9 protein-coding genes are annotated in these 13,154 nt (G+C 71.5%); 2 read left to right on the top strand and 7 right to left on the bottom strand.

Translation table 11 applies throughout. The features are described 5' to 3' along the window. Positions 1 to 47: 47 nt before the first annotated feature. Entirely contained in the window at positions 48 to 1,433 is a 1,386-nt protein-coding gene (ribA, locus tag ACX80P_RS01050; protein WP_459276173.1) for a GTP cyclohydrolase II, read from the bottom strand. Between the two features lie 72 nt (positions 1,434 to 1,505). Next, positions 1,506 to 2,456: a LysR substrate-binding domain-containing protein gene (locus ACX80P_RS01045; protein ID WP_459276172.1), complete on the bottom strand. Its 951-nt coding sequence runs from the start codon at positions 2,454 to 2,456 to the stop codon at positions 1,506 to 1,508. Positions 2,457 to 2,600: 144 nt separating this feature from the next. Between ACX80P_RS01045 and ACX80P_RS01040 the strand changes: the two genes are divergently transcribed. Then, on the top strand, positions 2,601 to 6,131 hold the full coding sequence (locus ACX80P_RS01040; protein ID WP_459276171.1) for a bifunctional proline dehydrogenase/L-glutamate gamma-semialdehyde dehydrogenase: 3,531 nt from the start codon (positions 2,601 to 2,603) through the stop codon (positions 6,129 to 6,131). 143 nt (positions 6,132 to 6,274) lie between these two features. Here the strand turns inward: ACX80P_RS01040 and ACX80P_RS01035 are convergent, their stop codons facing one another. Next, positions 6,275 to 7,384, bottom strand: a complete 1,110-nt coding sequence (locus tag ACX80P_RS01035) for a glycosyltransferase (RefSeq protein WP_459276170.1) — start codon at positions 7,382 to 7,384, stop codon at positions 6,275 to 6,277. A 108-nt stretch (positions 7,385 to 7,492) separates the two neighbouring features. Here ACX80P_RS01035 and ACX80P_RS01030 point away from each other — a divergent pair, with 108 nt between their 5' ends. Beyond that, on the top strand, positions 7,493 to 8,551 hold the full coding sequence (locus ACX80P_RS01030; RefSeq protein WP_459276169.1) for a YeiH family protein: 1,059 nt from the start codon (positions 7,493 to 7,495) through the stop codon (positions 8,549 to 8,551). 198 nt (positions 8,552 to 8,749) lie between these two features. Here the strand turns inward: ACX80P_RS01030 and ACX80P_RS01025 are convergent, their stop codons facing one another. The 4 genes from ACX80P_RS01025 to murA are packed head-to-tail and all read right to left on the bottom strand — an operon-like array spanning position 8,750 to position 13,106. Beyond that, positions 8,750 to 9,901, bottom strand: coding sequence for a D-alanine--D-alanine ligase family protein (locus tag ACX80P_RS01025; RefSeq protein WP_459276775.1), 1,152 nt, complete (start codon positions 9,899 to 9,901; stop codon positions 8,750 to 8,752). 5 nt (positions 9,902 to 9,906) lie between these two features. Next, a complete protein-coding gene (locus ACX80P_RS01020; protein WP_459276168.1) occupies positions 9,907 to 10,950 on the bottom strand; it encodes an NAD(P)H-dependent glycerol-3-phosphate dehydrogenase in 1,044 nt (347 codons plus the stop codon). Next, positions 10,947 to 11,744, bottom strand: coding sequence for a lysophospholipid acyltransferase family protein (locus tag ACX80P_RS01015; RefSeq protein ID WP_459276167.1), 798 nt, complete (start codon positions 11,742 to 11,744; stop codon positions 10,947 to 10,949). Before ACX80P_RS01015 ends, ACX80P_RS01020 begins: the two co-directional genes overlap by 4 nt. 12 nt (positions 11,745 to 11,756) lie before the next feature. Continuing rightward, positions 11,757 to 13,106 (bottom strand): UDP-N-acetylglucosamine 1-carboxyvinyltransferase, encoded by a 1,350-nt coding sequence (murA, locus tag ACX80P_RS01010; protein WP_459276166.1) that lies wholly within the window; start codon positions 13,104 to 13,106, stop codon positions 11,757 to 11,759. Between the last annotated feature and the right edge of the window lie 48 nt (positions 13,107 to 13,154).

The raw sequence follows: 13,154 nt of genomic DNA, 5'->3' as shown, positions 1-13,154 counted from the left end.
ACATCCCGTCCGATCGGTCCGGGGAGCGGGATCGACGACCCGCGGACCTACCGGGCGCCCGCGAAGTTGAACTCGGTGCAGATGTCCTGACCGAAGACGAAGCGCCGCACGGGTGCAGTACGCGCCTCGGCGAGCGCGTCGGCGCCGGTGAAGCGGATCCCGGGAACGCCGTCGCCCACGAGCACGGGCGCCGTGGTGAGGTACAGGCGGTCCAGCAGCGCGGCCTCGAGGAAGCGTGACACGGTGTTGCCGCCTCCCTCGATGAGGACCTTCTCCAGCCCCCTCGCCTGCAGGATGTCGAGGATCCGTCCCGGCGCGAAGTCCTCCGCGCCCAGGCGCACCACCTCGACGGAGCGCGGGACGCCGTCGGGGAGCACAGCGTCGGTGCCGACGAGCCAGAGGGTGGGGACGCCGTCGTCGGCCAGCACCCGCGCGGACGCAGCCACCTTCGCCGACGCATCGAGCACCACCCGGACGGGGCTCCTGCCGGGCACGTCGCGCACCGCCAGCGAGCAGTCCTCGGCCAGGACGGTCGAGGCGCCGACGACGACGGCGTCGACGAGCGCCCGCAGCCGCTGCAGGTGCCCGTGGTCGCCGCGGTCCTCGTGGAAGCCGGAGTCCCCGGTGCGTGAGGCGATGAACCCGTCGAGGCTCTGCCGCAGCCGGCCGACGACGATCCGGCCGGACGCCCCGGCGAGGTAGCCGTACCGGTGGGTCAGTTCCTCCGCCTCGCCCGGTGCGGGAGCCGGGGGGACGGCGCCGTCGAGCAGGGACGCCCAGGCGTCGGCGGACGGCGGCGGGTCGTGCCGCATGCGGGCGCGTTTCGTCGCAAGGTAGCCCGCGTTCTCCGAGCGCTCCGACACGGCGAGGCCGCGGCGCTCGACGACCTCGACCCCGAGGCCCTCGAGGGCTTCCTCCTTGGCGGGGTTGCCGGAGAGCAGGCGGACCGCGCGGATGCCGAGGTCCTGGAGGATCTCCGCCGCCTGGTCGTACCGTCGGGCGTCGATGGGCAGCCCCAGCTCGGTGTTCGCGTCCACGGTGTCCACCCCCTGGTCCTGCAGCGCGTACGCCTTGAGCTTGGCGAGCAGCCCGATGCCCCGGCCCTCGTGTCCGCGTACGTACACCAGCACCCCCCGGCCCTCCTCCGCGATCGCGGCGAGCGCGGCGTCGAGCTGTTCCCCGCAGTCGCAGCGCCAGGAACCGAAGGAGTCCCCGGTGAGGCATTCACTGTGGACGCGGACGAGGGGCGGCGCGGCCGGGCCGTGCACGGCGTCGTCGATCCCCTGCGCGAGCGCCACGTGCTCCGTGCCTTCGCCGTCCCGGTAGCCGATCATCCGGAAGGTCCCGTGGCGGGTGGGCAGCACGGTCTCGACGACCCTCTCGATCGTGGGCGGCACGGGGGCTGATACGGGATGCGTGGACTGCAGGGACATGGGACAACCTTAGGAGCGGAGCGGTGTCGCCCGAAAAACAGGGCTGGTGGGTCAACGGGCGGCGGCGGGGATTTATTGCTGCACCTGCCGGTGCTCCTGGTCCTCCTCCTGCTGCGAGGACGGCCGCCGGACGCCCGCGGCGGCGCGCCCCAGGACCTCCCGCACGGCGAGGACGGCGGGCCGCCGTGCACCCGCACGGCGTGCCGAGGTGAAGATGGAGCGCCGCGCGTCCTCGGCGAGGTCGAGCAGCTGCACCGGAACGTTCCGGCCCGTCCACACCAGCTCCGGCATGAGAGCGACAGCGTTGCCGGATTCGATGAGCCGGATCTGGGCCTGCAGATCCGCCGTCTCGTAGCGGACGTCGGGCTCGAAGCCTGCCCGCCGGCACGCCTGCTCCGCCCAGTGCCGTGACGCCGCTCCCCGGGGTTCCATGACCCACGCCGCGTCCTCCGCCTCCGCCACGGAGGAGATGCCGGCATGGCGGTGGCCGGCCGACGGCACGGCGAGCTGGATGGCGTCCTGCGTCAGGGGCACGTGGTCGAGCTCCGGGTGGCGCGGGGCGGCGTGTCCGGGGTACTGCTCGGCGATCACGAGGTCGAACTCCCGGGCGAAGGTCTCGTAGAGGGCGGTCTCCGGCTCGCGCTGCACCATCTCGACCCGGACGTCCGGGTAGTCGAGGGCCATGGCGGTGAGTGCGTCCGGCATCAGCGCGAGGGCCGCCGACTGGAAGACCGCCACCCGGACCGTCCCGGACACCGTCGTCAGCGAGGCCGCGAGATCCGCCTCGGCCCGCTCGAGGGTCTCCAGCAATGCGGCGGTATGCGTGACGAGCACCTCGGCCTGCGGCGTGAGGACCACGCGGCGCCCGGTCTTCCGCAGCAGCTCGACGCCCACCTCCTTCTCGAGCAGGGCCAGCTGCTGCGAGACAGAGGACGGGCTGTAGCTGAGCGCTGCGGCGACGTCAGCGAGCGTCCCCCTGATCTTCAGTTCACGGAGCAGGCGGAGCCTGCGCAGATCGAGCATGGACTCCCTGTTCCTTCGGTTCGGCTGATCATTACCGTTCGGTAATCATCGCTTTTCCTAATCGTACGATGCGCCGGATACTGGGTGCGAAGTAGCTGCTTCATCCTGTGCCCGGCGCGAGCCGTCCAACCGAAAGCCGTTGCCATGACAACCCAGATCCCGCCCCGCGAGGGCACCGCCACCACCCCGGCGTCCCCGGACCCGTCCGTCGCCTCCGACCCGAGCGCCGACGTCGAGGCCGCTTCCTTCTCCGCCGGCCCGGGCGGCTCCACGGACATCCCGGCAGCGCTGCCGGACGAGGCGATCGCCCTGGTACGGCGATGGCTGACCGAGGCGGCGAAGATCCCCGTCGACGCCTCCGCCCAGCAGCTCGCCGGCGTCCTCAAGGACCCGAACGGGCTGGCCTTCACGGTCGGCTTCGTCGACGGCGTGATCCGGCCCGAGGACCTCGCCGTCGCCGCCCGGAACCTCGCCGCCATCGCGCCGAAAGTGCCCACCTTCCTCCCCTGGTACATGCGCTCCGCCGTGAAGGTCGGCGCCGCCGTCGCCCCCGTCCTGCCGCAGGTCGTCATCCCGATCGCCCGCCGGGTGCTGCGCGAGATGGTGGGGCACCTCATCATCGACGCGTCCGACGCCCGGCTGGGCCGCTCGATCGAAAAGATCAGGCGCGAGGGCATCCGCCTGAACATCAACCTGCTCGGCGAGGCCGTCCTCGGCGACCACGAGGCGGAGCGCCGGCTCGCCGGCACGGTCCGCCTCCTCGAGCGGCCCGACGTCGACTACGTCTCCATCAAGGTCTCCTCGACCGTCGCCCCGCACCCCGCGTGGGCCTTCGACGAGGCCGTCCGGCACGTCGCGGAGAAGCTCGCCCCCCTGTACGCGCTCGCGGCGCAGGCCGTGACCCCGAAGTTCATCAACCTCGACATGGAGGAGTACAAGGACCTCGACCTCACGATCGCGGTGTTCATGGACATCCTCGACCGGCCCGAGTTCACGCACCTCGAGGCGGGGATCGTCCTGCAGGCCTACCTCCCCGACTCCCTCGCCGCCATGATCCGGCTGCAGGACTGGGCCGCAGCCCGGCGGGCCCGGGGCGGTGCCGGCATCAAGGTGCGCGTCGTCAAGGGCGCCAACCTCCCCATGGAGCAGGTGGAGGCGTCCCTCCACGACTGGCCGCTGGCCACCTGGGGCTCGAAGCAGGACTCGGACACGCACTACAAGCGCGTGCTGAACTACGCCCTGCAGCCGGGGCGGATCGAGAACGTGCGCATCGGCGTCGCCGGCCACAACCTCTTCGATCTCGCCTTCGCCTGGCTGCTCGCCGGGGAGCGCGGCGTCCGCCACGGCATCGAGTTCGAGATGCTCCTCGGCATGGCGCAGGGGCAGGCGGAGGCCGTGAAGCGGGACGTCGGTTCTCTGCTCCTCTACACGCCCGTCGTGCACCCGGGCGAGTTCGACGTCGCCATCGCCTACCTCATCCGCCGCCTCGAGGAGGGTGCGAGCCAGGACAACTTCATGTCCGCGGTGTTCGAGCTCACCGAGAACGAGGCCCTGTTCGAGCGGGAGAAGAACCGTTTCCTCGCCTCGCTGGCGGAGCTCGACACGACCGTCCCGGGGGCGAACCGGCGGCAGGACCGCACCGTCCCCGCCCCGGCCCACCCCGGCTCCGGCTTCTCGAACACACCTGACACCGATCCGTCGCTCCCGGCGAACCGCGCCTGGGGCCGGGCGATCCTCGAGCGGGTGGCCGGCTCCGAGCTGGGGAACGACGTCGTCGCCGCCACGACGCTCACGCGCGACGAGGAGCTCGAGGAAACCATCGCGGGCGCCGTCGCAGCATCGGCGACCTGGGGCTCCCTCACGGGCGCCGAGCGCGCCGCGGTCCTGCACCGGGCCGGCGACGCGCTCGAGGCACGCCGGGCCGACCTCATGGAGGTCATGGCCGCCGAGACCGGCAAGACCCTCGACCAGGCCGATCCGGAGATCTCCGAGGCCGTGGACTTCGCCCACTACTACGCCGAGCGCGCCCGCGAGCTCGACGACGTCGACGGCGCGTCCTTCTCCCCCGTCCGGCTCACCGTCGTGACGCCGCCGTGGAACTTCCCCGTCGCCATCCCCGCGGGCTCGACCCTCGCCGCCCTCGCCGCCGGTTCCTCCGTGATCATCAAGCCCGCCCCGCAGGCACGGCGCTCGGGCTCCGTCATGGTCGAGGCCCTCTGGGCCGCCGGCGTCCCGCGCGAGGTCCTGCGTCTCGCGCACCTCGACGAGGGCGACCTCGGACGGCAGCTCCTCGCCGATCCCCGCGTGGACCGGGTGATCCTCACCGGCGGCTACGAGACCGCGGAGCTGTTCCGATCCTTCCGTCCCGATCTTCCGCTGCTCGCCGAGACCTCGGGCAAGAACGCCATCATCGTCACGCCCAGCGCGGACCTCGACCTCGCGGCGAAGGACGTCGCGCAGTCCGCCTTCGGCCACGCCGGCCAGAAGTGCTCGGCCGCGTCCCTGGTCATCCTCGTGGGCAGCGCGGCGACCTCGCAGCGCTTCCGCAACCAGCTGCTCGACGCCGTCGCGTCCCTGACCGTCGGCTACCCCGCCGATCCGGGCACGCAGATGGGTCCCGTCATCGAGCCCGCCGCCGGCAAGCTCCTCGACGGGCTCACCACGCTCGGCGAGGGCGAGTCCTGGTTCATCGAGCCGCGGCAACTCGACGACTCGGGACGCCTGTGGAGCCCGGGCGTGCGCACCGGCGTGCAGCGCGGCTCCACGTACCACCTCACGGAGTATTTCGGCCCGATCCTCGGCGTCATGACCGCCGCGACGCTCGAGGACGCCATCGCGCTGCAGAACGACATCGACTACGGCCTCACCTCCGGTATCCACTCGCTCGACAGCCAGGAGATCGCCACCTGGCTCGACGGCGTCCAGGCCGGCAACCTCTACGTCAACCGGGGTATCACCGGCGCGATCGTCCAGCGCCAGCCGTTCGGCGGGTGGAAGAAGTCCGCCGTCGGCGCGGGCACCAAGGCCGGCGGCCCCAACTACCTCGTGGGCCTCGGCGCCTGGGCCCCGGAGGAGTCGCGGGCGCAGGGCAGCCCGCTGCCCGCCGTCGTGCCCCTGCTCGCGGCCGCCCGGACCGCGGGCCTGTCCGAGGCCGACGTCGCGCGCCTCGACCGCGCAGCGGCGTCGGACGCCGCCGCGTGGTCGAGCGAGTTCGGCCGGGTGAAGGACATCTCGGGCCTCGCGGCGGAGCGGAACCTGTTCCGCTACCTCGCGCACCCGGTGACGGTCCGCCTCGGTGGGGGTGCGCCCCTCGCCGATCTCGTGCGTGTGCTGCTCGCGGCCCGCGCTGCCGGCGCACCGGTGACGGTGTCGAGCGCCCTGGAACTTCCAGCCGCCCTCCGCTCCGTCGTCGGGGCGGAGAACGTCACCCTGGAGGACGACGACGCCTGGCTGGCCGGCGCGGCGACGCTCACGGCGCGTCGCGTGCGGCTCATCGGCGGCGGGGCGTCCGCCCTCGCGGAGGCGACGGGCGGGCGTCCCGACCTCGCGGTGTACGCGCAGCCGGTCACCGAGGCCGGGCGGATCGAGCTGCTGCCGTTCCTGCAGGAGCAGGCGATCAGCATCACGGCGCACCGATTCGGCACCCCGAACGCGCTGACGGACCATATCCTCTAGCGCCGTCGCCCCCGGGCGGGCACACGGCTCGCTCGGCGGGCGCCTGGTGCGGGCGGCCGGGCGCCCTCCGGCGCGATCCGGGTGGTGGTCGGCAGGAACGACGGCGGCGTGGTGCCTTGAGCAGGACGCCCGCCGGACGAGCGCTACACCGCGGTGCGATGCACGACGTCCTCGAGCAACTCCGCTCCCCTGCGTGCACCCTCCGCCGCCCGGAGCCGGTCACCGATCGCCCCGGCAGCCGCAGCGTAGGTGTCCGCCGTGAGGATGGTCGTCAACGCATCCGCGATCTGCTCGCTCGAGGACTTGCGGCTCAGGGTCAGCCCGGCCCCCGCCTCCTGCACGACCTTCCCGATCATCGGCTGGTCGAGCATAGGATGCATCGGCAGAATGAGCAGCGGCAGGCCGTGGGCAAGGGACCGCATCGTCGTCGCATGCCCGCCATGCCCGACCACCATCGAGCACCCGGGCATCACCTCGTTGTGCGGGACATACCTGTGGACGGCGATATTCGGCGGCGCGAACAGCCGGTCCGGATCGATGGCCGGCCCTGTCGTCACCGTCACGTCGACGGGCATTTCCGCCACGGCGTCGATGATCTTCTGCAGCACCACGGGTTGCCCGGGGAACGCGGTAGTGCTGAGGCTCACCAGGACATGGGGGCGGTCCGGCGGCGTAGCTGGACCTGCCACGTCCACAGCGGCTCCGGCCCAGACCGCCTTTCCGGCGTCTCGGTGCCCGGCCGGATCGAGGTCCGGATCCGCGCTGACCAGCACCAGTTCCGCGCCTCTGATCACCTGACGTGGGCCGACACCCTTCAGCCGCGCCATCACCGAGATGGGGTTGCGCCTGAAGGGTCCGTCGAAGAAGGCATAGAGGCTGTGTACGAGCGAGACATAGGTGAGCCCCGCCCTGTCCGCGGCTCCGAGGGCCCCGAACAGCAGGCAGTCGATGACCAGCAGATCCGGGGGATCGCGCCGGGCCTCGGAGATCAGGTCGTGGGCGATCCCGGGATCGGTGAACACCGACAGCAGCATGGTGATGTCACGCCCGGCAGAGAGTTCGGCCGTCGGCGTCATCGGGTGGGCCGACCGGTAGGCGGTGAAACCGGCGCCCGTGGCTTCAATGGTGTCGGCCTGCGCTGCGTGACCCATGAACCGGACAGAGTGTCCCCGTCGCCGGAGTTCGGCACCGATCAGGAGGGCCGGGGAGACGTTGCCGCCGGCGTCGAGCGTGGCGAAGAGGAAAGTGGACATGACGTCCTCCGTGAAGCTCGCCGAACCGTGCTGGAGGACGAGAATACTGCTCCCTCCCCCGTGGAACAATGGCCGGGAACCCCCTGCCCGGAACCCGAAAGCACTCCCATGCCGTCACCACCCGCCCACTCCACCGTCCTCCGGGCGCGAACGCGGTCGCTGGCGCCCGGACTGGCAGTAGCCGCGGCCGGGGTCGCCGTCGCCGTCTGGCTCGGAATGCTGCAATCGGTGCTCGGGCCCCTGGTGATCGCGCTGGTGCTCGGCGTTCTGCTAGCCAACTCCTCCCTGTACACCCCCGCCCTCCGGCCCGGCGTCACAGCGGGCACCAAGAAGCTCCTGCGCGCCGGCGTCGTCCTGCTGGGCCTTCAGCTCGCGCTGCCCGACATCGTGGCGCTCGGCTTCCCGGTCCTCGGGCTGATCGTCGCGTGCGTCGCCCTGAGCTACGTCCTCACCCTCCAGCTGGGCCTGCGGCTCGGCCTCACGCGTGCCGGCGCCACGCTCATGGCGGCCGGATTCTCGATCTGCGGGGCTTCAGCCATCGCCGGCCTCCAGGGCGTCGTGAAGGCCGACGACGACGAGACCGCCGGCGCCGTCGCCATGGTCACGCTGTACGGGTCCCTCATGATCGTCGTCCTGCCCGTGCTCGGCGGACTGCTCGGGCTGAACGAGGAGCGGTTCGGGATGTGGGCCGGCCTTGCCGTCCACGAGGTGGCGCAGGTCGTGGCCGTCGCGGGCACCGCCGGAGTCACGGCACTCGCCGTCGCGACGGTGGTCAAGCTCGGCCGGGTGCTGATGCTGGCCCCGGTCGCCGCGGTGGCATCGCTCGGGGAGCGACGGCGTGCAGCAGCACGGGCCGGCGCGGGCCGAGCCGGCGAGGGGCTTCCGGTCGCCCCGTCGTCCGGTCCCCGCCCACCCGTGGTCCCGCTCTTCGTGCTCGGGTTCCTGGTCATGGTCGCCGTCCGCTCGCTCGGCATCCTGCCCGAGGCTGCACTGGAGATCGGCCGTACCGTCACGACCGTCCTGCTGGCCGCCGGCATGTTCGGTCTGGGCGCGGGCATCGATGTCCGGCGTCTGCTGCGCACTGGGGGCCGTTTCGCTGTCGTCGGGGCGCTCTCGACCGTGCTGCTCGCGGGCGGCTCGCTCGTCGGAGTGCTGCTGGTGGCCTGACCACCTGCGTCGGCAGACACCCCTCAGCCGACCGGCCGCCCGCAGGACTGCCAGCGTCGGCAGACCGTTCTGCCCGGCGACACACCGAACTCGGTGAGCATGTCTGGCAATGCCCACCGACGCCCCCGAGTCGGCGGGCAGAACCGACGCGACACGCAGGAAGCAGCCTCGCCGAGCACAGGCACCGGGCCTGGGACCTCAGCGCAGGCCGGTGCCCCGCTCGAGCGCAAGGCCGATGAGCTCGTCGATCAGCTCGGTGTAGCCGAGGCCGGACTTAGCCCACATCTGCGGGTACATGCTGATGGGCGTGAAACCGGGCATCGTGTTGATCTCGTTGATGACGAGGCGCCCGTCCGGGGTGTAGAAGAAGTCCACGCGGGACAGCCCCTCCCCGCCGATCGCGTCGAACGCGTCGGCGGCCAGGAGCCGGACGCGATCGATGACGTCCGCCGGGAGATCGGCCGGGCACGTCAGCTCGGCGGCCGCACCGTCCACGTACTTCGCCTCGAAGTCGTACCAGGCGTGGTCGCCGGGCTGCATCGCGATCTCGCCGGGCAGGGACGTGCGCGGGGCGTCGAGGCCGCGCCCCTGCAGGACCGCCACCTCGATCTCGCGCCCGTCGATCCCGGCCTCGACGATCACCTTCGGGTCGAACACGCGCGCGGCCTCGATCGCGGCGCGTAGCCCGTCGGCGTCCTCGACCCGGGTGATCCCCATGGACGACCCCGCGCGGGCCGGCTTCACGAACACCGGGAACCCGAGTGCCGCGACGCGGCGCATGCTGGCGTCGGCGTCGGTGCGCCACTGGCGGTCGGTGACGACGTCGTACGGACCGACGTCGAGCCCGGCGGCCTCGAACACGACCTTCATGTAGTGCTTGTCCATGCCCACGGCGGAGGCCAGCACGCCCGCGCCGACGTAGCGCATGTCCGCCATCTCGAGCATGCCCTGGAGGGTGCCGTCCTCGCCGAACGGGCCGTGCAGCAGCGGCAGCACGACGTCGACGCCCCCGAGGCTCTCGGGCACGGAGCCGGGCGCGGCGATGAGCAGCTCCTGCCCGTCGCGGCCGTCGACCGCGGAGCCCATGACCACGGCATGCTCGGTCGCCGTCACCTCGGGCAGCACGTCGGAGCGCAGGGACCACGCGGACGGGTCGGCGGAGACCAGCGACCACTGGCCGGAGCGGGTGATGCCGACGGGCACGACGTCGTAGCGGGTGCGGTCGATCGCGTCGAGGACGCCGGCGGCGGTGACACAGCTGACGGCGTGCTCACTGGAGCGGCCGCCGAAGAGCACGAGGACGCGGGGCTTCCCGGAGCGGGCCGGCGTCCCGGGGGTGTCGGTGGTCACGGTGGTCACTGGGCGTGATCGCCTTCCGGCTTGAGGTTGCGGGCCAGCAGGCGCGGCCCGAGGTCGTCGACGGACAGCCGGCCCTGGAGGACGGCCACCACGCTCTCGGTGATGGGCATGTCCACGCCGTGGTGCAGGGCGGAGTCCAGGACGGCCTGCGCGGACTTGATGCCCTCGGCGGTCTGGTTCATCCTCGACGTCACCTCGTCCAGGCTCAGTCCCTGCCCCAGCAGATGCCCCGCGGTGTGGTTCCGGGACAGCGCCGACGAGCACGTGGCGATGAGGTCCCCCATCCCGGCGAGACCGGCCATCGTCTCCCGTCGCCCGCCCAGGGCGACGGCGAGGCGGGTCGTCTCGGCGAGGCCGCGTGTGATGACGGAGGCCTTGGTGTTGTCGCCCATGCGCCGTCCCTCGCAGATGCCGACGGCGAGGGCGATCACGTTCTTGACGATGCCGCCGATCTCCACGCCGATCACGTCCGTGGAGGTGTACGGGCGGAAGTAGGAGGCCGTGCAGGCCGCAGCGATCCAGGCGGCGGTGTCGTGGTCGGGACACGCGACGACGGACGCCGTCGGCTCCTCGCGGGCGATCTCCATTGCCAGGTTCGGGCCCGAGAGCACGGCGATCCGCTCCGCGGGCAGCCCGAGCTCCTCGGCGATCACCTCGCTCATCCTGGCGTCGGTGCCGACCTCGAGGCCCTTCATGAGGGAGACGACGACGGCATGGGGGGCGATGAGCGGGTGCCACGCCGGTAGCTGGGCTCGCAGCGTCTGGGCGGGCACGGCGAGGACGACGAGGTCGCTGCCGGAGAGGACCGCCGCGACGTCCTCGGCGGCGGTGATGTTCCCCGGGAGCACGGTCTGGCCGAGGTAGCGCGAGTTGCGGTGGCCCGCGGTGATCTCGGCGGCCACTTCGGGGCGGCGGGACCACAGCATGACGGGGGTGTCCGGGGAGGCGTCGGCGACGACCTTCGCGAACGTGGTCCCCCAGCTGCCCGAGCCGAGGACGGCGATCTTCGCGGGCCGTTCTCCGCGCACGTCGGCTGTCATCGGGTCTCCCCCGGCACTGGTCCGCCCTGTCCGGGCTCGTCGTCGCCTGCGGAACCGCCCTCGAAGTCGCGGCCGGTCAGCTTCTGCTGCTTCTCCGACGGGTCCCAGCGCTCAGCCGGCGGCTGCTCGCCGCGCAGCTCCGCCACGAGCTCGGTCACGGCGTCGATGATGCGGTCCGTCGCCGCGTCCAGGGTCGTGCGCGTCAGCGGCAGGTCCCGGAACTCGGAGAGATCCACGGGGTCGCCCACGAGGACCCGGGAACGCTTGCGCGGGAACAGGTGGAACCGCTTCGCGTAGCGGGGGAAAACCTCCTGGGCCCCCCAGTGCGCGATGGGGACCACCGGCGCACCGGTCTGGAGGGCCAGGCGGGCGGCTCCCGTCCGACCCTTCATCGGCCACATGTCCGGGTCCCTCGTGAGCGTGCCTTCGGGATAGATGATGATGGCCCCGTTGTCGGTGAGTGCCTCGCGGGCGGCCTCCAGGGAGCGGTTCGCCCCCGCGGAGCTCCGCTCGACCGGCACCTGCTTGCTGGTACGCAGGATGTATCCGATCACGGGCACCTTGAACAGCGACGCCTTCGCCATGAAGTGGGGCATGACGCCCTGGTTGTAGAGGAAATGAGAGATGACCACGGGGTCGATCTCGGTGACGTGGTTCGGGCACACGATCATCCCCGTGCCGCGCGGCAGCTTCTCCTGCCCGCGCCACTCCTTGTCCATCAGCACATTCATGACCGGCCTCACCCAGGAGGCGAGGAACAGGAACATGGCGCGTGAGCCCCGTGACTCCCCCATCCGCCGCGCCGCCTACGCGAGTGCCACGGCGACAGCCGGGGCGTCCTCCGTGACATCGAAGTCCGCGCCGAGGCCCTCGAGCTTGTCCTGGAAGCGCTCGTAGCCACGGTTGATGAGTTCGATCCCGGTGACGCGGGACACGCCGTCGGCTGCGAGGGCGGCGATGAGGTGGCTGAAACCGCCACGCAGGTCGGGGATGTCGATGTCGGTGCCGTGCAGCTGGGTGGGCCCGGAGATCACCGCGGAGTGGAGGAAGTTCCGCTGCCCGAAACGGCACGGGACGCTGCCGAGGCACTCGCGGTGCACCTGGATGCTCGCCCCCATGCGCAGGAGGGCCTCGGTGAACCCGAACCGGTTCTCGTACACGGTCTCGTGCACGATCGAGACCCCGCTGGCCTGCGTGAGGGCGACGACGAGCGGCTGCTGCCAGTCGGTCATGAAGCCGGGGTGCACGTCCGTCTCGAGCACGAGCGGCTTCAGCGGACCGCCCGGGTGGTAGAAGCGGATGCCGTCGTCGTCGACGTCGAAGGCGCCGCCGACCTTGCGGTACGTGTTGAGGAAGGCCGTGAGGTCGAGCTGACGGGCGCCCTCCACGTAGATGTCGCCCTGGGTGACGAGGGCGGCGGACGCCCACGAGGCCGTCTCGTTGCGGTCGGAGATGGCCTTGTGGTTGTAGCCGGTCAGTTCACGGACGCCCTCGATGCGGATGACGCGGTCCGTCTGCACGGTGATGATCGCGCCCATCTTCTGCAGGACGGCGATGAGGTCCATGATCTCTGGCTCGACGGCGGCACCGGAGAGTTCGGTGATGCCCTCGGCGCGGACCGCGGTGAGGAGAACCTGCTCCGTGGCCCCGACGCTGGGGTACGGCAGGGTGAGCTTGGCACCGTGCAGGCCCTTGGGCGCGGAGATGGAGATGCCGCCCGGGCGCTTGTCGACGACGGCGCCGAAGTTGCGGAGGACCTCCATGTGGTAGTCGATCGGCCGGTCACCGATCTTGCACCCACCGAGGTCGGGGATGAAGGCCTCGCCGATGCTGTGCATCAGTGGGCCGCAGAAGAGGATGGGGATACGCGAGTCCCCGGCGTGCGCGTCGATGTCCTTGGACATCGCCACCTTCGCGTCGACCGGGTCCATCGTGAGGTCACCCGTGATGGGGTCCTTCGTGACCGTCACGCCGTGCAGCTGCAGCAGGCTGGTGACGACGTCGACGTCCTTGATCTCGGGGACGTTGCGGAGGACGGACGGCGAGTTGCCCAGCAGCGAGGCGACCATCGCCTTCGGCACCAGATTCTTTGCCCCGCGGACGAGGACCTTGCCCGTCAGCGGAATGCCGCCTCGGATGGTCAGAACGCTACCCATGAATACCTGTTTCCCTCATACGTTGAACCCCCCGCGAACCCGAGAATG

The sequence above is a fragment of the Arthrobacter arabinosi genome (genome assembly GCF_054511115.1).
This window is presented reverse-complemented; position numbering and strand designations above follow the sequence as displayed.

Bases quoted from the DNA above. Each gene is read 5' to 3' on its own strand.
- ribA (WP_459276173.1), bottom strand. From the start codon at position 1,433: ATGTCCCTGCAGTCCACGCATCCCGTATCAGCCCCCGTGCCGCCCACG.
- ACX80P_RS01045 (WP_459276172.1), bottom strand. From the start codon at position 2,456: ATGCTCGATCTGCGCAGGCTCCGCCTGCTCCGTGAACTGAAGATCAGG.
- ACX80P_RS01040 (WP_459276171.1), top strand. From the start codon at position 2,601: ATGACAACCCAGATCCCGCCCCGCGAGGGCACCGCCACCACCCCGGCG.
- ACX80P_RS01035 (WP_459276170.1), bottom strand. From the start codon at position 7,384: ATGTCCACTTTCCTCTTCGCCACGCTCGACGCCGGCGGCAACGTCTCC.
- ACX80P_RS01030 (WP_459276169.1), top strand. From the start codon at position 7,493: ATGCCGTCACCACCCGCCCACTCCACCGTCCTCCGGGCGCGAACGCGG.
- ACX80P_RS01020 (WP_459276168.1), bottom strand. From the start codon at position 10,950: ATGACAGCCGACGTGCGCGGAGAACGGCCCGCGAAGATCGCCGTCCTC.
- ACX80P_RS01015 (WP_459276167.1), bottom strand. From the start codon at position 11,744: ATGGGGGAGTCACGGGGCTCACGCGCCATGTTCCTGTTCCTCGCCTCC.
- murA (WP_459276166.1), bottom strand. From the start codon at position 13,106: ATGGGTAGCGTTCTGACCATCCGAGGCGGCATTCCGCTGACGGGCAAG.